The organism is Streptomyces sp. NPDC102441 (genome assembly GCF_044765585.1).
In the GTDB taxonomy this organism is placed as follows: Bacteria; Actinomycetota; Actinomycetes; order Streptomycetales; family Streptomycetaceae; genus Streptomyces.
In genome coordinates this window covers 180,609-202,643 of the sequence record NZ_JBIWKH010000010.1, presented here as the reverse complement: position 1 = coordinate 202,643, position 22,035 = coordinate 180,609, and the positions used below count along the sequence as shown (strand labels likewise).

At 68.4% G+C, this 22,035-nt stretch carries 25 protein-coding genes; 13 read left to right on the top strand and 12 right to left on the bottom strand.

Annotation, left to right across the window (positions count from 1 at the left end):
* Positions 1-158 precede the first annotated feature (158 nt).
* Both ACIREO_RS23115 and ACIREO_RS23110 read right to left on the bottom strand, forming a co-directional pair.
* Positions 159-683, bottom strand: a complete 525-nt coding sequence (locus ACIREO_RS23115; RefSeq protein WP_404113550.1) for a TrmO family methyltransferase — start codon at positions 681-683, stop codon at positions 159-161.
* Positions 684-764: 81 nt separating this feature from the next.
* The gene (locus tag ACIREO_RS23110; protein WP_404113268.1) at positions 765-2,147 is read right to left on the bottom strand and encodes a Tat pathway signal protein; all 1,383 of its coding nucleotides are present in this window, start codon (positions 2,145-2,147) and stop codon (positions 765-767) included.
* A gap of 300 nt (positions 2,148-2,447) precedes the next feature.
* On the opposite strand from ACIREO_RS23110, the gene ACIREO_RS23105 reads away from it, so the two are divergent.
* Genes ACIREO_RS23105 through ACIREO_RS23095 form a run of 3 tightly spaced genes read left to right on the top strand, consistent with a single transcriptional unit; the run spans position 2,448 to position 4,038 of the window.
* Positions 2,448-2,945, top strand: a complete 498-nt coding sequence (locus tag ACIREO_RS23105) for an ATP-binding protein (RefSeq protein ID WP_404113266.1) — start codon at positions 2,448-2,450, stop codon at positions 2,943-2,945.
* Positions 2,942-3,523 (top strand): DUF5999 family protein, encoded by a 582-nt coding sequence (locus ACIREO_RS23100; protein WP_404113264.1) that lies wholly within the window; start codon positions 2,942-2,944, stop codon positions 3,521-3,523. Before ACIREO_RS23105 ends, ACIREO_RS23100 begins: the two co-directional genes overlap by 4 nt.
* Before the next feature lie 5 nt (positions 3,524-3,528).
* A complete protein-coding gene (locus tag ACIREO_RS23095; protein WP_404113548.1) occupies positions 3,529-4,038 on the top strand; it encodes a DUF6302 family protein in 510 nt (169 codons plus the stop codon).
* 138 nt (positions 4,039-4,176) lie between these two features.
* On the opposite strand, the gene ACIREO_RS23090 is transcribed toward ACIREO_RS23095, so the two are convergent.
* On the bottom strand, positions 4,177-4,404 hold the full coding sequence (locus ACIREO_RS23090; RefSeq protein WP_404113262.1) for a hypothetical protein: 228 nt from the start codon (positions 4,402-4,404) through the stop codon (positions 4,177-4,179).
* 860 nt (positions 4,405-5,264) lie between these two features.
* On the opposite strand from ACIREO_RS23090, the gene ACIREO_RS23085 reads away from it, so the two are divergent.
* From ACIREO_RS23085 to ACIREO_RS23045, 9 genes are all read left to right on the top strand, one after another.
* On the top strand, positions 5,265-6,083 hold the full coding sequence (locus tag ACIREO_RS23085) for a hypothetical protein (RefSeq protein WP_404113260.1): 819 nt from the start codon (positions 5,265-5,267) through the stop codon (positions 6,081-6,083).
* Positions 6,084-6,179: 96 nt separating this feature from the next.
* Positions 6,180-7,982, top strand: a complete 1,803-nt coding sequence (locus ACIREO_RS23080; protein WP_404113258.1) for a glycoside hydrolase family 15 protein — start codon at positions 6,180-6,182, stop codon at positions 7,980-7,982.
* A 98-nt stretch (positions 7,983-8,080) separates the two neighbouring features.
* The gene (locus ACIREO_RS23075; RefSeq protein ID WP_404113256.1) at positions 8,081-8,341 is read left to right on the top strand and encodes a hypothetical protein; all 261 of its coding nucleotides are present in this window, start codon (positions 8,081-8,083) and stop codon (positions 8,339-8,341) included.
* Positions 8,342-8,567: 226 nt separating this feature from the next.
* On the top strand, positions 8,568-10,079 hold the full coding sequence (locus tag ACIREO_RS23070) for a transcriptional regulator, XRE family protein (protein WP_404113254.1): 1,512 nt from the start codon (positions 8,568-8,570) through the stop codon (positions 10,077-10,079).
* A 41-nt stretch (positions 10,080-10,120) separates the two neighbouring features.
* Positions 10,121-11,146 (top strand): asparaginase, encoded by a 1,026-nt coding sequence (locus ACIREO_RS23065; protein WP_404113252.1) that lies wholly within the window; start codon positions 10,121-10,123, stop codon positions 11,144-11,146.
* Positions 11,146-11,625 (top strand): PPC domain-containing DNA-binding protein, encoded by a 480-nt coding sequence (locus tag ACIREO_RS23060; RefSeq protein ID WP_404113250.1) that lies wholly within the window; start codon positions 11,146-11,148, stop codon positions 11,623-11,625. Before ACIREO_RS23065 ends, ACIREO_RS23060 begins: the two co-directional genes overlap by 1 nt.
* 80 nt (positions 11,626-11,705) lie before the next feature.
* A complete protein-coding gene (locus ACIREO_RS23055; protein ID WP_404113248.1) occupies positions 11,706-12,425 on the top strand; it encodes a 2'-5' RNA ligase family protein in 720 nt (239 codons plus the stop codon).
* A 161-nt stretch (positions 12,426-12,586) separates the two neighbouring features.
* Complete coding sequence (locus tag ACIREO_RS23050; protein ID WP_404113246.1) at positions 12,587-12,970, top strand: HIT family protein; 384 nt, start codon at positions 12,587-12,589, stop codon at positions 12,968-12,970.
* A 246-nt stretch (positions 12,971-13,216) separates the two neighbouring features.
* Positions 13,217-13,642, top strand: a complete 426-nt coding sequence (locus ACIREO_RS23045) for a GFA family protein (RefSeq protein ID WP_404113244.1) — start codon at positions 13,217-13,219, stop codon at positions 13,640-13,642.
* Positions 13,643-13,731: 89 nt separating this feature from the next.
* Here ACIREO_RS23045 and ACIREO_RS23040 read toward each other — a convergent pair whose 3' ends face one another.
* Positions 13,732-14,388: a PolC-type DNA polymerase III gene (locus tag ACIREO_RS23040; RefSeq protein WP_404113242.1), complete on the bottom strand. Its 657-nt coding sequence runs from the start codon at positions 14,386-14,388 to the stop codon at positions 13,732-13,734.
* Between the two features lie 140 nt (positions 14,389-14,528).
* Positions 14,529-15,731 (bottom strand): hypothetical protein, encoded by a 1,203-nt coding sequence (locus tag ACIREO_RS23035; RefSeq protein ID WP_404113240.1) that lies wholly within the window; start codon positions 15,729-15,731, stop codon positions 14,529-14,531.
* A gap of 156 nt (positions 15,732-15,887) precedes the next feature.
* Between ACIREO_RS23035 and ACIREO_RS23030 the strand changes: the two genes are divergently transcribed.
* Positions 15,888-16,403, top strand: a complete 516-nt coding sequence (locus tag ACIREO_RS23030) for an NUDIX domain-containing protein (RefSeq protein WP_404113238.1) — start codon at positions 15,888-15,890, stop codon at positions 16,401-16,403.
* Between the two features lie 23 nt (positions 16,404-16,426).
* Here the strand turns inward: ACIREO_RS23030 and ACIREO_RS23025 are convergent, their stop codons facing one another.
* From ACIREO_RS23025 to folE, 7 genes are read right to left on the bottom strand one after another with little or no spacing between them, the layout of a single operon-like run.
* A complete protein-coding gene (locus ACIREO_RS23025; protein ID WP_404113236.1) occupies positions 16,427-16,966 on the bottom strand; it encodes an NUDIX domain-containing protein in 540 nt (179 codons plus the stop codon).
* Entirely contained in the window at positions 16,963-17,805 is an 843-nt protein-coding gene (locus tag ACIREO_RS23020) for a class I SAM-dependent methyltransferase (RefSeq protein ID WP_404113234.1), read from the bottom strand. The genes ACIREO_RS23025 and ACIREO_RS23020 overlap by 4 nt, the downstream gene beginning before the upstream one ends.
* Positions 17,806-17,847: 42 nt before the next feature.
* Positions 17,848-18,768: a DUF2797 domain-containing protein gene (locus ACIREO_RS23015; protein ID WP_404113232.1), complete on the bottom strand. Its 921-nt coding sequence runs from the start codon at positions 18,766-18,768 to the stop codon at positions 17,848-17,850.
* A 21-nt stretch (positions 18,769-18,789) separates the two neighbouring features.
* The gene (locus ACIREO_RS23010) at positions 18,790-19,482 is read right to left on the bottom strand and encodes a dTMP kinase (protein WP_404113230.1); all 693 of its coding nucleotides are present in this window, start codon (positions 19,480-19,482) and stop codon (positions 18,790-18,792) included.
* A 23-nt stretch (positions 19,483-19,505) separates the two neighbouring features.
* Positions 19,506-20,567 (bottom strand): hypothetical protein, encoded by a 1,062-nt coding sequence (locus tag ACIREO_RS23005; protein ID WP_404113228.1) that lies wholly within the window; start codon positions 20,565-20,567, stop codon positions 19,506-19,508.
* Positions 20,564-21,382: a hypothetical protein gene (locus tag ACIREO_RS23000; protein ID WP_404113226.1), complete on the bottom strand. Its 819-nt coding sequence runs from the start codon at positions 21,380-21,382 to the stop codon at positions 20,564-20,566. The genes ACIREO_RS23005 and ACIREO_RS23000 overlap by 4 nt, the downstream gene beginning before the upstream one ends.
* Positions 21,382-22,035 carry a GTP cyclohydrolase I gene (folE, locus tag ACIREO_RS22995; RefSeq protein ID WP_404113224.1) on the bottom strand — a complete coding sequence of 218 codons (654 nt, stop codon included), beginning with the start codon at positions 22,033-22,035 and terminating at the stop codon, positions 21,382-21,384. The genes ACIREO_RS23000 and folE overlap by 1 nt, the downstream gene beginning before the upstream one ends.

Below are 22,035 nucleotides of genomic sequence, written 5' to 3'. Positions count from 1 at the left end.
GCGTCTTCGCAGTACGGCAAGTGGGCCGCGAAGCAAATCCCGTGGTTCCGCATGCCGACGGCCGTCGCATGCCACATGCACGATGCGAAGCGGCCAAGCGCGGCCCGGCAGCGTCTCTTCGGCGTATGCCTAGCGCTAGTCCGGCGACGAACAACCTGTTACGGGCGCTCCTTGGAGTCTGTCCAGTAGTCCTTAAGCATCTCGCCGGGCCAGGTCGGCTGTGTGATCCGGCCGCGGGGGAGGAACTGCGTGAAGACTGCTACCAGGTCGATGATGGGGGTGCCGTCGTCGGCGTCCAGGTCCACGACGTGCAGATCCAGTCCGTCCACGCGGAGCAGTTTGGGGTAGGAGACCGCAATGCGGGCCGGGCGCCGGTGGTTGTGGTGCACGAAAGTGCCGGTGGCCGGCCACGCCGGATTGTCCCGAGGACTGCGAGCGTGCAATGCCACGTCGGTCGGCGATCCGTTGTGGAAGGGCCAGACAACCTGGATGTGGGAGAACTCTTCGATGCCCTGCAGCACTTCTTGGGGGAAGTCCGGGTTGAGCCGGATGATCGACGTCACGTTCCCCTTGTAGTCGTCACGGCGCCCGGTGTGGCCACCCACGACGGTGGCGATGATGGGTACCTCGAAGGTCCTGCGCCCCTTGAGCAGTCCTTTGAGCGTCCTCAACAACCCGCGCAGCCAGCCCACCGGCTCCCTCTCGTTCGCTTCTGTAGGGATCGCCGAAGTTCACGCTCCGCGCCGATCCCCGACGTGGCGCGGTCAGCCTACGCCGAGCATCGCGCGCGCTCTGGCGTCGAGTTCGGCGGCCGGAGTGCCCCCTCGGCCGCGGAACGGGCTGAGCGCACGACGCATCTGGACGACCGTCTCTCGGGCTCGGCCCGACTGCACTCCGGTCATGGCGTCGATCGCCTGGCTCCACGTGTCGCATGCGGCTTCGAGCTGGCCCTGCTGCACCTGCACGGCGCCCAGGTAACCCAGGGTTACCGAGTGGGTCCGGGCAAACTGAGCTCGTCGGGTTCGAACGCTCTGACGAAACTGCTTCTCCGCTCCCTTCAGGTCTCCGAGGTCCCGCAGGGTGGCTGCGGTCTCGTGGGCGAGGCTGGCTTCGCCGAAGAACCAGACGCGATCGGGCCCGTCTCCCTCCCCCGCCTTGCTGAGATCCTTTTCGGCTTGGGCGAGGGCTGCTACGGCTTCCTTCCGGCGGTTGTCGGCGGCCAGGCTGCGGGCGTGGACGACGCCGATCAGCGCTTTCTCGCGCCAGCTCGCGTCGGAGTACCGCTTTCCCGAGAGGGAGTCGGTGGCCAGGCGCACTGCTTGCCCGGGCTGCTTGAGGTCCACGGCCTGGTGGGCCATCGCTCTGAGGACGTGGCCGGCCAGGGGCGCGTCCCGGGCTTCCTCGGCCAGCTGCGTGGCGACGGTGAACCAGCGAAGCGCGACGGGGTGCTCCCCGGCATCAAATGCCGTCCAGCCAGCGACATAGGCGAGTTCGCCGGCAGCGGAGGTCATGGCGCGCCGAATCTCCTCGGAGGGGAATCGGCTGTTGAGGTAGTCGGCTATCTCGGATCGCAGGTAGGCCACGAGCGCTGTGCGGCCTGCGCCGCGGCCGCCGCGCTGCTGGTCGCGGCGAGAGAAGAAGACGGCCATTTCGCGGACGCCCTCGACGTCTTGAGTAGTGACGGTATGCGTCGATACCGCTTTGCGGGCGCGGGCGCGGTCGGATGCTTCCTCCCACCACGATTCGGATGGCAGGGCCAGGCCCGCGACGGAGTAGGCCGAGCTCACCAGTACTCGTCGACGGTCTATGTCCATGTCAGTGCCCCCGAGGTTCACCAGAGTCGTCAGCGTGTCGACGCTCCACTCCGGCGGCTGCGGTTCCGCACCCTCGTCAGCGGCAAGGCCGATGTCGGAGAGGGTGAGGGTGCGGCCGAGACCTCGCGAGAGCGTCTCGGCCAAGATAGTCGGCGCTCTGCCGCTCGGGCGGGTGCCGGCGGTCCAGCGGGTGATGGACGACCGGTTCGTGGCGTCCAGTTCGTGGGCGCCGTTCTCTGCCGCGACGGCTCGGAATCGGGCCACCAGGCGTGCTTGAGGCAGGTTCAACTCCTGGATGACGGCTTCCAGTCGGCGGTTGCGTGTGCGCCCCACGGTGAGCCCCTGTCCCCGAAAAGATCTTGCACCACGTGCACCAGGTCTGCGTCCCCGACGGGATACCCAGCGATCCGTACGCGCGGTTGTCTCGTGAAGACGATATTCCTCCAACCCCCCACCCAGCCCGCGGAATCGGCGACCTCACGCACACGAGCTCGCGCTGTGACTGGAAATGGCGCCCCAAGGGGCCAGGACAAGGAGCCGATGAACGTGCACTACCTGACGCGGGAGCAGCCGACCTGTTCGCGGCCGTACGCCGCCGTCGTGCACGACGGCGCAGGCCCAGGAGCGTGTGCAGTGACCGATTCACCCTCCAGCCCCCCTGGCCCCCAGGCCGTCAACGGACTGCCGTCGCAGGTCCCTGCTGTACGTCGCTTCCAATCCGTGTTCGCGTTCCCGGCCGCACCGGAGGCGATCTCGCCGGTTCGACACGGGCTGCATAAGCTGCTGTGCGCGTCGGGGCTGGTCGGCATCGCGGATGTCGTTGCCCTGGCCGCTCAGGAGTTGATGGCCAACGCTGTGACGCACGGGTGCCGCAACTTCCCATCCGGCACTGAGGTCACCATGACGGCCTCGTGCGATGGCCAACAGGTGCGGCTCAAGGTCCAAGACCCGTCGGACGAACACCCGTGCGTGCGGCCGGAGACCGGGGACGAGGAATGTGGCCGCGGCATGCTTCTGATCGATGCGTTCGCCGACCGTTGGGGAGTCGAGGCATCCTCCGCCCAGGGCTGCGGTAAGGCGGTCTGGATGGAGCTGGCCTGCGTCCAGACGGACGGCGTGGTGGTCTCATGAGCCTCACCAGTATGGCCCGCGGCGCCACGAGCCGGCGCTCTGTCCGCGCGGCCAACGACCCCCGCTCCACGGTCACCTCTGCCAGGGAGACCCTGGCCTTGGTGTTGGACGAGGATTCTCCTATCCCGGAGGGCGACCAGGACATCGATGACCTGGTGCTGCGACTGCGCGGTCACCTCATGCAGCTCGGACCCGCAGTGCACGTGCACGGCATTCCACGCCAAGCAGAGAGCGCGCTGAGGACGGCCCAGAGCCTTGCGGACATAGATGTCCCGGCGCGGTACATGCAGGCCCGCGTACATCTGCGGAAGCTGGCGACTGCGGTGAAAGCGCTGATCACGGAGATGGGCGCAGCGGGTCTCGTGTGCGATCACCAGCCCGAGTGCCCGCCCGCCCAGGCTGCGGACAGCCAGGCCGCGCAGGTCCGTTTCCACCGCCCTGAGGCCGGATGGAGCGTGCTGTGCAACGGCGTTCTCCTTTTCGATGACACCGGGTGCCTTCGGCCAGACGATGTCATCGTCGAGCCACATCGGCCCCTTCCGCTGGCTGGGCCTGCCGCTAAGGCGGTGAGCGGGTGAGCGTCATGGATCCGCCGCCCGCTGCGTACCCTCTCGGCGTTCGCCTTCTCGCTCCTGAGGAGGCATGCGACTTCGAGTACTGGGCGGCACGGCTCATCCACCCGGAACTTCTGGGCGGCGCCGTCGCCGTGATGATCCACCGCCTCCCCCTCCTCGCAGTCCCTGCGGGCATGAGCCGTCGTGGCGGTCATCTCAACATGATCGACCGGTCGTTCGCCGAGCTGACCACGCAGTGCCTGAAGAGACGGCCCGGCTTCGACATGGTCGGCGCCAGCGGCTCACACGTCACATGGGGCGATCCGCTGCCGGAAACCCTCGGCTCCGACGAGCGCCGCCGCTTCCATGGCCTCCGCGAGCCGGCCAAGGATCGATTCGCCGCTGCACCGCTCCTCGCCTGGCACAGCGGGACCGGCTCGGCTACGGACTGCTGGCCTCCCGCTTCCGAGCAACTGCCCGGATGGCTGCCTCCACCTCAAGGAGCCGTTACGGCCTGCGCCGCGCGCTCCTCCCGTTAGCCCCGGCGCCCCGTCCCCGTTGTGGTGCCGCGCCGGCCACCCCCGCTACGGCGCGGCGCCACCACGGCCCTCCCCCAGACCCCTTTCCTTGGCGACGGGATTCCCGTCCTGACCGGAGACTCCATCTCGATGCAGCTATTACAGAGCAGCCGCCACCCGTGGCACGTGGGCCTCGGAGAGCAGCCGCCTGCCGCGCTTCCCTTCACTTACGACACCGTCCGTGTGGGCCTGGCGCTGGGCCTGCGCGCCATCGACGAGCTGATCGACGTCGGAGGCGATGTCGGTCCGCTGAGGTACTGCCTCGCACACCAACAGCTTCTTGTGCCCGTGGAAGCCGGCACCACCGACCGGTGGTTCGCGTCGCACTCCGTCTGCACCGCCGGGACAAGGCCGCTATGCGCTCCCGAGGGATATCGCAATCAGAACTGTGTCCGCCTGTGGCTGACGCGGCCTCACCCAGTCTCCGCCCCGATCACTGCGGCAGGCGCTCTTCACGACGCGCTCAGCCTGACGCGGTCCCGCCTACGGACGCCACGACAACCGATGAGCCCGCACCGCCGCAGGGCCTGCCATGCATGAGCAACAGCCGCCGAGGGTGAACAAATGGCTGATTTGGCGCCCGAGCCGCAATCAGCTCCGCGTCACTGTGTTCGTCCTCGCGATGCTCATCATCATCGTCGACGGATCAGCGCCGAGACCGGGATGACTCTCATCGGAGGGATCATCACCGGCCTGATTGTGGCCGCCATAGGAGCACTTGTACTCCTCGGCCAGCGGTCACACCCCCGCTACGGACCCACCCGAAGGCGTTACGGACCCTCGGACAACCGGGCGACGCGCCAGTACGACACCACGAAAGGCACCTCGTCATGAAGACCTCGCCCGACGCCGAGGAATACATCGCCGCAGCAGACGGGATCGAGCCTGTCGCTGCCTGAGAACCGGGGTCTCCTCTAGGTCGTGAGATTTGCCGCGCCCGTGCACGGCGGATCCGTGACCACGCCCTCGGCGGAGGAGACGGCGCCATGACCTTGGCGCCCCGGCCGCCTGTTCTGTGGGGGAGCGGCGGTCGGCCCATGAACGGCCCGCCCGTCGTCGGCGACGGACGGACCCCCGTCTGGCAGCAGGGCTGATGGAAAGGCCAGCTGCCGGATGAAGCGTGTGGGGAGGAGCCCCTCCCTTTCGGCTCCTCCCCACACAGCTCGACTACGAGAAGAAAGGACGCCATGCCACAGGCCGAAGTCGACACCCCGGTCGACGACGCTGCTCTTGAGCCGCGCCGTGCCGCCGGGCGGGAGCTTCAGACGGCATTCCGCGACAGCGGTGTCCACGCCAAGCCCCAGATCGGCACCACGACCGCTGCCTCCGCCGTGTCGGTCACCATTCCCCTGGAGGGAGGTGGAGCTGCGCAATTCCTCATCGGGAAGCCGCTTCCACTGGCCGACCCAGCGGCCCCGCTCCAATATCTCCTGAAGCAGCATGAGATCCAGGCGAAGGTCACGATTGTTGAGTTCGGCCCGGACCCGGTCTTGAAGGTGGCGCTCGCGACGTGCGACGACGCTCGGCGTCTGGCTGCTCTGGTGATCGAACGACGCTCCGAGGCACACGATGCGGCACTGCGGCTGCGGACCGTCTTCACCAAGATCGGCGTCACCGAAAATCACATATACGTGACCGACGGCACGGTGGAGATTGGCGACATCGATGTCCGAGACGCCGTGACCCTCTACGACATCCTCGCCGGCGGCGGGTCCAGCGCCGAAGCCCACGGGCTGCATGGGCTGAACCTGCACGACCGGTGGGACTCCCGAGGGTGGCGCGACGTGGAGAAGCTGGCGCAGCTCCTGGGCCCCATCGTCTCCAAGGCGTCCGGCCAGTACCTGGAGAGCCTGCCCAACCCGGCGTGCCACGACTGCATCTCCAGCCGTCCGCACCGGATCACTCTCGGCAGCGCACACCCCCGGCAAGTCCTGCTCTTCGCCGATGCCATCACCTCGGCCGACGGGGCCGCGTCCTCCACCGACCCCGGCCCGCCGGACAGGTAGTCCCACATCCACGGCGGCCGTCCGCCTCCCAACCCGAACATCACCCTTTGTGCCACCCCCATGGCGGTGGCGGCACTCACGACGAGATGGAAGTTCATGCCCGGGCGCATCGAGGACTACGCACTCATCGGCGACATGCAGACTGCCGCGCTGATCTGCCGGGACGGCACAGCGGACTGGCTGTGCCTGCCCCGCTTCGACTCGCATGCCATATTCGCCGGGCTGCTGGGGACCGAGGAGAACGGCTTCTGGCGCATCGGTCCTGAACACCCGGCCGGCAGCACGCCGCCCGCGGCGACGCGGCGACGCTACTGCGATGACTCGCTGATCCTCGAGTCCGAGTGGGACACCCCGCGTGGCACGGTCCGCGTGACCGACTTCATGCCGCCGCGCAATGGCGCGCCGCAGCTGACCCGGATCGTGGAGGGCGTCAGCGGAAACGTTCCGATGCGCTCGGCGCTGCGGATGCGCTTCTCGTACGGCCGGATCACGCCGTGGGTGCATCACATCGACGGGCGAACCGTCGCCACGGCCGGGCCCGACTCGGTCTGGCTGGATGCCGACGTGGAGACGTACGGCAAGGACCTGACGACGTACTCGGACTTCACGGTGTCACCGGGCGACCGGATCGCCTTCACGATCCAGTGGCAGCCCTCGCACCAGAACCCGCCGCCGCTGCCGGACCCCGAGGGAGCGCTGGAGGCGACACAGGAATTCTGGCGCGACTGGGTCGAGCACTGTACGTACAACGGCCCCTACCGGGAAGCCGTCATCCGCTCCCTGATCACGCTGAAAGCCCTGACGTACGCGCCGACCGGGGGCATCGTCGCCGCCCCCACCACCTCACTGCCGGAGGAGATCGGCGGCAGCCGCAACTGGGACTACCGCTACACGTGGCTGCGCGATGCGGCGATCACCCTGTCGTCGCTGATGCGCACCGGCTACCGCGAGGAGGCGCGCGCCTGGCGCGAGTGGTTGCTGCGGGCGGTGGCCGGCGATCCGGAGAATCTGCAGATCATGTACGGCATCGCCGGAGAGCGGGAACTCGGCGAGACCGAGCTGGACTGGCTGCCCGGTTACGAGGACTCCACCCCGGTACGGGCCGGGAACGGCGCCGCGCACCAGCTCCAGCTCGACGTGTACGGCGAGGTCACCGAGGCGCTGCACCTCGCGCACGAGACGGGTCTGTCCCGCAACGACTACGCCTCGGCGCTCCAAGTGAAGCTGATCCGCTACCTCGAGGACCACTGGCAGGAGCCGGATGAGGGCATCTGGGAGGTGCGCGGCCCGCGCCGGCACTTCGTGCACTCCAAGGTCATGGCCTGGGTCGCCGTGGACCGCACGATCAAGCTCATCGAGTCCGGGGACGCCGATGGCCCGCTGGAGCGCTGGCACCAGCTGCGAGACGACATCCACCGGGACGTCTGCGAGAAGGGCTACGACAAGGAGCGCAACACCTTCACCCAGTCCTACGGCTCCCAGGAGCTCGACGCCTCACTGCTCCTCATCCCGCAGGTCGGGTTCCTGCCGCCGGACGACAAACGAGTCATCGGCACCATCGAGGCGATCCAACGCGAGCTGTCCACCGAGGACGGATTCGTGCGGCGATACCCGACGTCGGGCGACGAGGCGGGGGTGGACGGTCTCGAAGGCGACGAAGGCGCCTTCCTGGCCTGCTCGTTCTGGCTGGCGGACGACCTCGCGATGATCGGCCGGCTCGACGAGGGCCGCCAGCTCTTCGAGAAGCTGCTCTCTCTGCGCAACGACCTTGGTCTGCTGGCCGAAGAGTGGGACTCCAAGCTGCAGCGCCAGGTCGGCAACTTCCCGCAGGCCTTCAGCCACGTCCCACTCATCGACACTGCGCTCAGGCTGACGGCCTCGGGCGCGTACGGCGGGTGAGCGGCGTGAGGTTCCGTCTGCCGTGTCCAAGGCGCACTTCCGGCATCCACTCCAGCGCAGAAGTCTACCCCCGCAGAGCGGGAAAAGAGAGGAGACCAATGCCTGGTGAGAGGGCGGCGATCGCCAGCCTGGGGCTGGTGGTCGCCGGAGCGCATTGGATGGCCCCGTTCCTGCGGCCCGTGCTGTCCGGCCGCGTGAGCGGGCCGCTGCAGCCGATAGCGCAGTTGATGCTCCTCGAGCAGTCGTGGGCCGATGAGGGGTATGCCACGTTCGCCGAACACGCGATCCCTGCCGCGCCGCACTTCGTCGGCCCGTCCGTCTTCCCCGAGGAGGTTCGGTGCTCCCATCGCGTGCACTGACATCATCGACTGCTGCCGCGAGCCGGTCGCAGCGTCCGTGGTCGGATCCAGCTCATCAGGATGTGCCCCGCCGGCAGCCTGCCGGCGGGGCGATCGCCCTCGCTGTAAGCGGCCCGGACCCGCTGACGCGGCCGCCGGCAGCCGTGCAGGAGTGCAGGCTCGGCCACCCGGCCGTCGTCGGACTTCCGGCGCACCGTGCGCCGCTGTGGTCATCACGGAGGGCGACATGACGCAGCCGCAGACCCGAACGCTGCTGCACCACCTCCTGGAGGCCCCGGAGGTCAATGGTGCTTCGTGGCCCAGATTCCGGGTGCTCTGGCGACACATGGCCGGCGATGCTGCCAAGGAGCTGCTTGAACCGAAGCTCGCCAACGTCCGGGCCTCGGAATCCACCTACAGGCGGTGGCTCGCCGGCACCCACCTCGCTCGCGGTGATACGGCAACCATCCTGGAGTGGTACTTCGGCAAGAGCGCCGAAGCGCTGGCACAGCCCGTACCCGTCCGCGAGATCGTGCGCCCGCGCCCGCTGGATCGGCGTACCCGCACCGCCGCGCGGGCCCTGGACTACACCTGGCCCACCTCGCGTCATGTCCCTGGTGAGCCCGATGTAGGGGTCCACGGCACGTGGGAGCTTGCGGGCGGGCGCCACTTCGACGGCACGACCATCGGAGTACAGCTCTACGAGGCCCAGCCTCGCGGCGACATGGTCGAAGTCAGCGAAACGGACCTGCCGCACCTTCGGTCCTTCGTCCGCTCCTCACGCAGGGGCGTCATGCTGGCCTCTCTCGGTGCCGCGGGCGGAAAGGGCCTGTACGTGATGGACGCCGCGCTCGCCCGGCAGAGCCTTGTCGCCGGCCAAGACCCGCGGGTGCCCCTCGCCTACCAGCTGGACGACCTCACCTACGCGATCGTGTGGGCCATGCACGTCCTGGATGACGGCCTGCTCGCCGACGACCATCCGCTCTCTGACCGAGCCGATGAACTCCGGCACTACGTCAAGATCAGCAACTCTGCACCGCCACGGACCGACATGCCCGACCTCTCCCCCGTCGGCGCTGCGTGGCTCGGCTCCAGTCTGTGCGCCCAGTACATCGTGCGGCACTTGGACGACCTGTCCGATGTGCCCGCTTTCTGGACCCGTGAGGCCACGGGCGAAGAGTGCGCGCCCTGGCTCTTCTTCCGCCACAAGCATGACTATCTCCAGTCGGTGGCCAGCCGCTTCGCCGGGCCGGCCAGCCCCCTGGGCCGTGCCTTCTGTGTACCGGAAGCCGCCGTGCGCAGCACCGAGCCCTACGAGCGCGTCCTGCTGTTCCTCACCGTCGCGATGATGGAGATGCACGGGATCAAGGTCTGGATTTCCAGCGCGCCGGAGTACACCCAGACCGAAGGGTTCGTCCTGGCGCAAGACCGCGCCATCCTGGCGAACTGGGTACGGGAGGAGTCCGTCTGGCGCGTGGCTACCACCAGTGCCCGACGTGACGTGGCCCCCTATCAGGAGGCGATCGAGCACGCCCGGGCGCACAGTCTCGTCGACGGGCAGACGCCCGCCGACCGGCTGCAGGCCCTGGCCGCCTATCTCGGCCTGGACTGGAGGTGGCTCGTCAGCCGTTGCCGCACGCTCGGCGAGGAAGGCCTCTCCAGCATGCTGCGGCCACGTAGCCGTCTTCTCACGCTCCAAGCGCTCGATCAGACCCTGCGCTTCCTCGGCGCTGTAGGCAGGCAAAATTCCGGCCGTTAGGCTCAACTCGCCCCGCCCCTCCGCACTCCGAGGAACCCGCTGTGACGAAGCAAGACTCTCGCCCCACCGTGCTTGTGGTCGGCCTCGGCGGCACCATCGCCATGACGCCCTCACCCGAGGACGGAGCAGCCCGACCCACCCTGAGCGCGGAGGACCTGCTCGCCGCAGTGCCGCAACTCGCAGACATGGCCGTCGACATCAAGACGCTGTCCTTCACGAGCAAACCCGGGGCCTCCCTGACCCTCGACGACATCGAGGAACTGGCCAGCCAGCTATGGGCGATGGACAGCAAGGGCGCCTTCGACGGCATCGTCGTGACCCAGGGCACCGATACCTTGGAGGAGACCGCCTACCTGCTGAGCCTGCTGTACGAGGCGAAGGCACCCTTGGTCGTCACCGGCGCCATGCGCGCCCCACACCTGGCAGGCGCCGACGGCGCGGCCAATGTGCTGGCCGCCGTCACCGTCGCCGCGAGCCCTCAGATCTGCGGCCTGGGAGTCCTCGTGGTCTTCAACGACCAGATCTTCGACACCTCCCGGGTCCGCAAAACGCACAGCACCAGCACCCACGCGTTCGCTGCACCCGACACCGGGCCCCTGGGCACCGTGGCGGAAGGCCGTCTGCGACTCCTCACTACGCCCGCGCACAAGCCGCTTCCCATGGCCGCGGCACTTACCCGGCCGGCCCGAGTCGGCCTCTACGTCGCCTCCCTCGGCGACGATGGCGCCCTGCTGGCGCCACTGCTCGACCAGGTCGACGGCATGGTCATCGCCGGCTTCGGCGTCGGCCACCTTCCCGACACATGGGTCCCGGTTCTCGCCAAGGCCGCCCGGCAGATCCCGATCGTCCTCGCCTCCCGCACCGGCGGCGGCACCACTCTCACGCGCACCTACGGATTCGACGGCTCGGAGAAGGACCTGCTCTCGCGGGGACTGATCGGAGCCGGGCACCTCGACCCGTACAAAGCCCGCCACCTGCTGACGGTCCTGCTGCGCAGCGGCGCCGACGCCGACCGGATCCGCCGCACCTTCGCTCCGGCCGGCACGACCGCGGAGGGGCGTGGCTGATGCGGCACACCGAGCTGACAATGGGGCGGACCTTCGCCCTCGCCTTCGACGACGGCGACAACTTCACCGACGAACTCACCAAGTTCTGTACGGAGATGAACATCCGCCAGGGGATCATTCCCATGTTCCTCGGCGGTTTCCGGCGGGTGGCGCTGGTGGGCACGAACGGGCCCCTCGCGGACCCGGACGCTCCGGTGTGGGAAGAGACGGTGGTGCATACGGTGGAAGCCGTCGGCGCCGCCACCCTCGCATGGAGCCCGGAAAGCAACTCCCTCGCGCCGCACATCCACGTCGCGGTCGGACGCAAAGACCTTGAGGCTGCCGGTAGCGTCTCCCATCTGCTGTGGGCCGAGGTGCAGTTCATCCAGGAAATGGTTCTGCAGGAGGTCACCTCTCCCGCGATGCTGCGCCCGAGGTGCGGACCGCACGCCGTCCCGACCCTGGGCTTCGCGCAGCGGGCCGACGGCGAAAATCTGTGACGCCACGCCACCACGCACCGCCCGAGCCGAACGGGGCAGATCCCACACCGCCCCTACGCGCGCTGGCAGTGAGGAGCCAGGTGACGACCGGGTTGGAATCCGATCCGCGGGCATTCCCTCCCACTCCCCCGGCCGATCTCGACGACCCCCAGGTGATCATCGAGAACGACTGGAAGGGCTTCGCGGGCGTATCCCGAATGACCGACCACTGGGCCCGGCCGGGATGGTCCGGTGACCGTCGCGTGTACTACTGGATGCTCACCTTCGCTGATGTCCCTGCCTTGATCAGCCGGGCGCGGCGCTGCCAGAACGTCTTGGCACACCTGGGCATGGACCCGGTCCCGGACGACGGCCTGCACGTGACGATGACTCGGATCGGAGCGACCACTCAGGTCTTGCCCGCCCAGATCCAGCATCTCGCCGCCCTGGCCGAGCAACGTCACCTGGTCTCGTTCCCCCTGGCCGTCCATCCACTGGCCGGGTCACGGGGCGCGGTGCGCTTCAGCGTCTCGCCCTGGACACCACTGGTGCAGCTCCATACCGTCCTCAGCGCACTCGGGCACAAGGCCGGTGTACCGGGCGGCTCGCCATCGGCTTCCTTCCGGCCTCACCTCGGCATCCAGTACAGCAATCGGGATCAACGGGCCGAGCCGGTGATCGAAAGCGTCGCGCAGCTGCGCCCGCTGGCGCCCGTGCACCTGAGCATCACCGCCGTGGACCTGGTTGAACTCCGCCGTACCGAACGCGTCTACCGCTGGGATGTCCTGCACCGGATCAATCTCCGTGCGTCGTCTGAGTAGCTGCCTCCGCAGCCATCCCTGCCGACCCGGATCTCCGCGGTGGTTGGCGCGGCGCACCTGCCGGTCCGACCTGGGAGAGAACTACAACTAGGAAAGGCACAACAGCCGGGGCTCAGGCCATCAGAGTTGCGCCCTCATCATCGAGCGAAAGGTGCTGGGCAGTGAATGTACCGGCAGCGGAAATCTCCGACTTCTACTGTCACCAGGTTCTCAGCGGGCTGGTGCGAGTGGACGTGGTGGCAGAATCGGAGGGGGTATTGGCCTTCGCGCACACGCGGCCGTCCTATCCCGTCCACATCGTCGTGGTGCCCAAACTTCACGTACCGTCTCTGACGGATCTCGGGTCCGGCGGCGAGGCCGTACTCACCGAGGTCATGCGAGTGGTACGAGACGTAGCAGCGCAGGTGGAACTGGAGCACGGGGCGTGCTCGGTGGTCAGCAATCTGGGGCTCTATCAGGAGTCGAAGCATCTGCACTGGCACGTCCTGTTCCGCAGGGAGTCTGCGGAACAGATCCGGGAGGGGTATGGCCGCCACGACGGCTGAGCGGCGCGTCGCCCGCCCGACCTCCCGGCGCCGCAGGTGCGGCTCGGGTCCTCCGGGCCGACATGACTGGGAGCACCTTCAATCCTCTGCCTCTACCGCCCCATCGAGGGCCCGGACCGGCCGGTTCATCAGGAAGGGTGAACTCTCCATCTCAGCCGTCCGCGGGCGTCCGCGGCTTCCGGATGAACCAGGCCAGGGAATGACACACTGGGGCTCAACTCACCCGCAGGGCAATGGAGATCAACGATGAACGCCGCCCCCGCCGAGGGACCCGTAGAACGCACCGGCGGATGCCTGTGCCGCCGGATCCGCTTCACAGCCACGGGGCCGGCGGTCTACCCCCACACCTGCCACTGCGAGCACTGCCAAAAGCTCGGCGGGACCCCGGTGATGTGGTGGGTCGGCTTCGAACGGGTCACCTGGACCGGCGAGGGCGGCGAGCCGACCTGGTTCGAGACGTTCCCCGGCAAGGCAAAACGCGGCTTCTGCCCCGGCTGCGGAACCCGCCTCGCGGCGGTTGACTGTGACATCCCGGAGATCGGCATCAACGTCACGGCCCTGGACGACACCAGCGGTGCCGATCTCGTGCCGGTCAACGCTTCCTTCCGCGACAACGTGGTGCACTGGATGGTCCCGGTGCCTAACAGCACCGAGCACAGCGCCGTCAACTGACAGTTCCGCTCCGGTGGTCGGCTCCACCTGGCCGCGGTCCTTTCCGACGCACTGCGGCCTTTGCGGCAGTCCTCCAGGGTTGTAGACACCTAGAACAACTGATCTTGGACGGCCACGTTGGACTTTGCCGTACGCCCCGTCACCTTCACGAGAGCCGCGAGGTCGCTGAACCGCGGCAGCTCGTCTGCGGCGCACACAAGCCGGCGGAAGACCATCGCAGTGACCTCTACGTCCGCTTGGGCCCGATGGCGGTCTGCCGGCTGGCCGATGGAGAAGTGCGCCAGGAGGGTGTCGAGACCATAGGACGGCAAGCCGGGGACAATCTGCTTCGCGAACGGGATCGTGTCGAGAAGGTCGATGTGGGCCAGGTTCGGGCAGTGCTCCCTCTGGTTGTGGATGATGTTGGACTCGACGGAAGCGTTCTGAGCCACCAGCAGGAACGGGCTGCCCGGTGTGAAGTTCCGATCGAGGTCACCGAGCGCCTCGGCCGGGGTCGGAGCATCGGTGAACATCTCGGGCGTCATCCCCTTCAACGCGGTGTCGGCCGACGTCACCGGGGCAAACGCGGGCGGCTTGATGAGGGAAGTGCTGCTGCCGATCCGTGTCCATCCGTCCTGTCCGTAGCGCAGCGCGAGAGCAGCTAGCTCGATGGGCTGGGCCGGGTAACCCGCTGGGGTCGTCGTCTCGAAGTCGATGACCACGAACGTGGTCGCGCGGAATTGTGGATCTTCGGTCAATCTGCCCATGTGTCTACCGTTCGAGGATGTCGTAGCGTTCCCGGCCAGCGTCCGGCACATCGAAGGGCTCTGGCCCCGGGCGCGCTGTCGTTGAGCGTCATCGGTGGCTGGCGAGGCCGTGTCCGTCCGAGTCCGGGTACGTCTGGGCATCAGCAATCCGGCGCCAATTCAGGACGTCCGGCGACGGCGTCGCGTAGGAAGGTGCGCTTGGAGTAGAACGTGCGTGCGGTCGCGAGGCCGTGCCTCGACAGGTAGTTGAGGAGCCAGGCGTCGACTCGCTTCATCTCCCGTAGTACATCTTCCTCGTCGTGGTCGAGCAAGCTGCGCGAGCGCCGGTACTCCATCTCGCACTGCGAGAGGACGACGTCCGGAGCGGCAAGCAAGGAGCAGCGGTCGAAGAAGATGCCGAAGACGTCGCCCGTGCGCATCGATTCGCACTGGATGTCGTAGCGAACGCGCCGGAAGGGCGGCAGTGCCCGTACGTCGAGGCCCAGCTCCTCGCGCAGGTACTCCCCGAAGCGTGCCGGGGAGAGGTCGAGACCGGTGAAGAGCTGCTCGCGCCGCGCGAAGGCATCTTCGGTGAACCACTTGCGCTTAAGTACGTGAGTGCCGTCGACGGTGGGGATGAAGGAAGCGTAACCGCGCTCCAGGTCGGGCCCCATGACGTCGAACATGTGGTTGTCGAAGCAGTGGATCTGGAACTCCTCCCGGTACTCCGGTCGGCAGTCGGCCAGTTCGCCGTGGCGGAGGGCCTTCAAGAGCTCCATCGAGACGGCCCAGATGTCCGGGGCGGGCTCCAGGTTGTACTTGTACTCCAGCTCCGTCCCTGCGAAGTGCGTACGGAAGTACCGCAAGTGATTGTTGAGGCGCAGCGCCGATGCAGCGTGGGCGGCCAGCATGGGCTGCAGCCAGCCCAGCGCCTCCACTGGGCCTTCGCCGACCGGCTCGCGGGTGGTGCGCAGGAAACAGGCGTCGTCGGCGTAGAACCGGATCTGGGCGTACGCGTGGTAGCCCCCTTGCGGGTGCCCGGACAGATAGCACAGGGGCACGAGCCCAGGGGCGGCTTCGCCGGCCAAGTCACGCAGGGCAAGGCCGGCGATGGCGTCGGGGAACAGGGCGCTGCCGTCGATGCGGGCATCTGCGGTCCGGCTGCCGCCAACGGTCAGGGCCGTGACGGGGCACACGCCGAGCGTGTCCCATCGCAACACCACGGTGGTGCTGGGGACGCGGACCTCCTGCGCGGGCACCTGGACCAGGACGATCGGGTCGTCCTGGCGGCGGGGCGCGGTCTGGTTGAGCAGGTGGATTCCGCCCAGGACGACCCAGGCGGCTGGTGTCGGATCAGCTTGCATGACGATGGTCCTTTCCCAGGCGGGCACCCGGCGGTGTCCGCGTTGCCGGGGTTCTGGATGCTTTTCCACGCGACGCCGGTCGCGGACTCTAGCGGCACGGCGTGCCCGGCCGCCTCCGCGGGCGTACGGCTGCTGCGGCATAAGGTGAACCGGGTGATGGACCAGATGGCCTTGGAAGCGGCGGTCGCCGACGCCCGGCTCGCGGTGTTCGAGTTCAACGACGCCCGGGCATGGCTAGACCGTGTCCGGCAGCAGCCGTTGGAGCCGTTCGCAGCGGACGTGTGGGTGATTGATCCGGACTTTTGCCACGTCCTGCTCGTGAAGCACCGGGTGCGGGGCTGGGTTCCGCCCGGCGGCAAGGTCGAGCCGGGTGAAACACCCCGTGCGGCTGCGGTGCGGGAACTCGGTGAGGAGACCGGGCTGCCGGGCGAGCTGCTGCACGCACCGGCGGCCGTCTCTGTCCGTTCCTTCCGTGCCGACTGGTCCCCGACGCTGAGTTTGTCGTACGCCGCCGTCATCAGCCGTGATGTGCCGCTGGGCGGGGAGAGTGGGCAACCGCCGAAGTGGTTCTCGCTGGATGTGGAGTGGGAGAGCGTCTTTCCCGATGACCGCAGCCGCATCCGTGCACACGCTCGACGGCTGGCGGCCACCAGGTCGACCGTGTCGCGCTGAGCTCTGCCGACGCGAGCGCCCACTCAGATGATCTGGTCGATTCGGTTGAGCGTGCCGACGTCCAGCGTGATGAGTTGCAGGTCGTGGAGGAAACGGACCCATACCGGCTCCAGTCCGGACCGCGCGGTGAACTCGTGCTCGGTCAGGCGTCCTTCGGCGTACGCAGCGGTGCGGTGCGCGTGCTGCTGAAGCTGGTCGGGCTGTATCCATCGGGGTGCGCGCACCTCTCGGTCGGAGGGCCTCATCGTTCCGGATGCCTGGACCTGGTAGATCCACCAGCGGTGGCCCACGGGCTCGGTGGTCGGGCGGCGGCACCGGTTGGGTCGCCACTGGGTTAGCAGCAGGTGCAGGTGGGTAACGGCCAGGCCGACTTCCTCTGCGGTTTCCGTGCGGGCTGCCTGCTCGGAGCCGCCGTGCTGGTCGATGTGGCCGGCCACCGGGGCAATTCCGGTCGGGGGCGCCGCGCGCTCGAAGACGAGCAGCCCCTGGGGGGAGGAGATGAGAACTCCGACGCTGGTGTGGTCGCACTCCGAGGCGCCGGTGGCCGGGGATGACGTGGTCATGGTCGTGCCCCGGGGCGCTGGGCGACTACCACGAGCCAGCTTGTCACGGTGGGCGTTTCGGGCGCGGTCTGGGCGTACGCCTTGGTAAGGATCTCCATGCGCTGCGCGTGCGTGAAGTCGCCGTCGGGCCGGGCGAAGACGGGGATCGACAGCCACGCCTTCTTCTCGGCCACCGTGCCGTGCTGGGCAACGATCTCGGTGTCCGTCAGGTCCATGCCTGCGGCGGATAGGTGCGCGATGACCGCCTCGAGTGACAGTTTGGGAGGCCCCACCGCTTTCGCGGGCGCCGTGTAGCCGTAGTCGCGGGCGGCGATCTCGTGGATCAGGCGGTTCAGCGACGGACCGGTGCGGGTGGCCCTCTCGTCCTCGTGGCGGATGCCGGCGAAGCCGCCGCCGATGTTGAAAACGAACCGGCCGCCGGGGCGCAGGACCTGACGCACTGCGGCGAACACCGCAGGCACCGGTGTCTTCCAGATCGCCGAGTTGCACACCACGGCGTCCACGCTGCCGGCCGGGATGTGGCCGGCCAGTTCGTCGGCCCGGGCGGTGACCCAGGTCAGGCGCGGGTCTCTCACTGTGCGGCGCCCGACCCGCTGCATGGCGGCGGCGTTGTCCAGGGAGACGACCCGGGCGTGCCGCGGGACCAAGGTGAGGATCGCCTCGGCGGTCGCGCCGGCCCCGCCACACAGATCGACCACCAGGCAGCTGTTCGTAAGACGGGCTCGCAGGGCAAGATCCCGGCTGGTGGCGCTGTACATCGGGAAGTCGTGGGTGAAGGCGGCGTACGCCTCGGCGGTGGCGTCCTCGTCCCAGCCGAGGACGGCGTCATGGGGTGCCATCCGGGCTACCTCGATTCGACGGAAGGGGACCCCGGCCAGGGGTCAGAACAGTGCTGACTGGACGGCTGTTCCAGGGGAGTTGAACGAGCCCAGCAGGATGCGGCGGCCCTTGAGGAGTCCGAGGTCGAGCAGGTAACCCACATCGTCGTGGCCCAGGACGGCCAGGACCTGGGAGCCCACGCACGACAGGGGGGTGAGGCCGTGCTCACCTTCGCGCAGATCATGCGGATAGAGCACCCGCTCAGCTCCGGCAGCGCGCAGGCCGTCGCCTTCGCCGGGTGGGGTCCACGTCTCCAGCACCACGGCGACGTCCAGCTCGCGCAGGACTTCAGCGGCGCGGTCAACGTCCCTGGCGTGCGCAGCGCGCGCCTGCGATACATCCCGCAGACCGGCCAGCGCCTGGAGTTTCGCCGTGGCACGGACCGTCTGGGCCACGGCCAGTCTGCGGCTGAGGGCGTCTTCGAGGTGCCGCACTGCGCGGCCGTCGGCGCACTTGGCCAGGTAAGTGGCGAACAAGGCACCCTGCTCATCAAGGCGAGAGCGCCGACGCGGCTCGGCAGCGGTCCCGACCTTGGTGGTGCCGTCCGCGAAGGTCGCCAGGTACAGCCAGTGCGGCTGGTCCATGTACGCCTTGAGCGCGTCGGGGGCGTGCCCGCCCTGGTGGAACTGGTGGGCGAAGCGGAAGTCGTCCTGGCGTGCGCAGCGGTTGCACTGGCCGCTCTGTTCGGCCGGCGCGCGGTCGGGGCAGGCGGCGGCCTCGACGCGGATGGTGTCAACGAATCGGTACCGGCCGGTGCACCACCGGCCGGTACCGGCCGCCTGGACGCCGAGGCGCTGGTTCATGATCTGGGCGTAGACCAGGGGACCATCAGGCAGCGGGGCGAGCAGCAGCCTGGGGTCTTGGGTGGCCCAGGTGACGCCGTGGCACACGTATGCGCCGTCGGCCGGTGGGGACACGGGCATGGGAAGTTCCTTGTGTGGGGGTCAGATGGCGAGCTGGAGCCGGGCGTCCAGGGCGTCGGCGGCGACTTTGAAGACCGCGTCGCGGTCCATGTCGGTGACATCGATCGACAGCCAGTCGTCGCGCCTCTCGTAAGCACGCAACTGGGTCAGGACGGTGTCCTGGTAGCGGATGAAGTCCTGGTCGCCGTCGCCGGAGTGGCCCGTCTCCAATGAGGAGAACGAGCCCTTGCGGGCGAGGGCTTCGCGGGCACCGATACGCAGGAAGATCACCAGGTCGGGTTCGGTGAGGTGGGCGAAGACCTGTTCGGCGAGGCGCGTGGGTACGTCCGGGTTGACCGCGTAGCGGGCGAGGATCTTGTGGTGAGCGTTGTCGAGGATGACGTGGGTGCCCGCGGCGAGCGCGGGCTTGATCATCATCTGGTCCTGAAGCGTGTACCAGGCGGCCAGCGCCAGCAGCCAGTAGTGGTCGCCGCACGCCTGCGCGATGCGGGCATCGCGTCGATAGACGAGCGCGTTGAGGCGGTCGAGGTAGACGGACAGCTCCTCGTCCATGGGGACTTCGGTGCTGTGCTTGCCCACGAGGATCGCGGGCTGGCCGGCGTCGTTCAGGACCTGGTGCAGGCGGGCAGCGAGGGTGGACTTGCCCGCTCCGTCGATGCCGGTGACCGTGATCTCCCGCCCGCGCGTCGTGGCCGGGTGTGCTGCGACCGTCATGGTCGTGTTCCTCCGTGGTTCCTTCAGAGTGATCGGCCAGCCAGGCAGTCCGCGACGATGTCACGAATCCGGTCGACCAGGACGGCGCGCCGCCGGATGACGTCGCCGTGACGTTCATTGGACAGGTCCGAGGGGTAGTGGCGGGCGAGGTTGTTGGAGATGACGTGGAGATAGCCGAATCTGATCCCCGCGTGGCGTGCGGCCGCTCCCATGGGGCCGATCTCCGGGTCGACGAAGGCGTGGTCGGCATGGGCGGTCAGCCAGGTGCGGTCTTCGAGCAGGATCGACGGCGAGGTGACATGGACGCCAGTCTGTACGCCGGGCAAGGCAGCGGCGTAGCCGCCGAAGAAGTCCTCCCAGGCCACCCGGGCGCCGCCGACGAGGCTCTCGTGGCCGGTGGCCAGCCAGGTGTTGGGTTCAATGTCGGGCGACAGGGCGCCGACCTTGCCGACGTAGACGACGTCACGGGCGCCCAGAGAGGCCAGGCGCGTGACGACGCGGCCGGCGACGTCGCCCCAGATGCTGTGGAGGAAGCCGAGGTACACCACCCGGCGGCCGTGCACCACGGCGCGCTGCCACGCATAGCCCGGACCGCGGGTCCACACGCCACCGGTGGGGGCGAGGTACTGAAGGCCCCAGCCGAGGATCACGAGGTCGCCGTCGAGGCAGAGGTCGAGCTGCTCGGCAGCCGCCTGACACTGTTCGGGGCTCGGCGGCTGGTAGGTGACGGTGTGCTCCGGGCGGCCGGTCATCGCCAGGTAGGTGGCGATGATCAGCGCGTAGTGATGGACGTAATCGGCGCCGGGAAATGCCTTGATCACCAGTTCGCGGCCGTGGGCCTCGGCGGTGGGGCGTTCGGTGTTGAACAGTTTCCCGGTCTTCTCGTATGTGGAGATCACCGCATCACGGTCGTAGGCGCCGATGACACGAATCGCGTGCCAGTCCTGCGCCTGGATGAGGTGGTGGACCTTGATCTTCAGGTAGCGCAGCAGGCTGTCCGGGGTCATCGTGTGCCTGTCGGCTGCGATGGGCGCGGCGCGCAACTCCGTCCCGGCGCCGTAGGTCAGCAGGTCCTGGTTTCTCATGCACGGGCCTCCGCGATCTGCACGGAGCTGCCCGCTGCGGCCCGGACGACGGCGATGTTGCGCCGGATCAGGTCGAAGCGGTCCTGTTGGATGGGGCCGAGGCGCTCGATGCGGGGCGTGCTCGGCTTCTCGTACGGCCCCTCGGGCAGCATCTCGACGCCCATCGCGCCGAGGATGACGGGAGCGGCGCCGTCGACGGAGGCGATCCACTCGTGCTCGCGTTGCTCGACGAGCTCCAGGTGCCCGGTCCGGCCCAGCCCGAGCAGCCGGTAGACGATCGTCTCGTCCACCAGGCCGCGGTCCTCCAGATAGCGTGTGGCCGTCCACCGGGTTCGGCACAGCTGTTCCTCCGGGGCGGGACGCCTAGAGGCGGGCAGGGCGATCGCGCCTACGTAGTCGCGAGTTACGAAGGCGTCGTAGCAGCGCCGCCATTCCTCATCGTCCGCGGCGTGCAAGACGACACAAAGCCGGTAGGTGTCGCTCAGTTCGCGGATTTCCCGGGCGGCCTCGTCGCTGGCCTTGATCGTTGCGGGGCCGTCCCGCATGACGTCCGGAAGGATGATCTCGCGGGCGTCGACCGCCTGGGCGGCGGCGACCAGATCGGCGGCGGGAAGGGAGTAGCCGAGGTCGAAGAGCCCGTTGTCGACGATGATCTCCGCGCCGTGTTCGGCTTCACGCCGGAAGAAGTCCCGGTAGGCGCGGTCGGACAGAACGTGCTGGGCGGCTACGTGGTGCACGCGGGCTGGTTCCTGGGCGACGAAGGCCTCCAGGTAGCCGGCTGGGGCGATCGCGGAGAAGTCGATGCTCTTGGCCATCATGCGGCTCCCCGCTGTCCGGCGGTGGTGAGGGTGAGGAACTGCTGGGCGAGCACCGCATCGGTCTTGAATCGGCCGCCGGACTGCATGGTGGAGGTGCGGGCTCCCTCCATCCGGACACCACGCATGCTCATGCACAGGTGCACGCCATGCACGGTGACGGCCACGTCCTGGCTGCCGATGGCTGCGGCCACCTCGTCGGCGAGCTGGCGGGTGAAGCGCTCCTGCACCTGGAGACGGCCGGCGTATCGCTGCGCGATCCGGCCGAACTTCGACAACCCCAGGACAGTGCCGTCGGCGAGGTAGCCGACGTGGACGTCCAGTTTCATGGGCAGCATGTGGTGTTCGCACAGGGACCACACGTTCAGCCCGCCGACAACGACCAGCTGGTCGGTGGCGTGGGATTCGGTGAAGCACGTCGCTGTTGCCGAGGGGGCCGGGGCCAGGAAGTCGCACCAGAATGCCGCGACGCGGGCCGGCGTGTTGAGCAGGCCCTCACGGTGGGGGTCCTCCCCGAGGGCGATGAGGAGCTCACGGACGAGCTCGGCCACGCGGGATGTGTCCACCGTCAGGCCCGGTACGTCATCGGTCCGCGGTGAAGCGATTCGGCCGGGGTGCGCGCTCTCAGGGGAGCGCACGGCGTTCATGGTCAT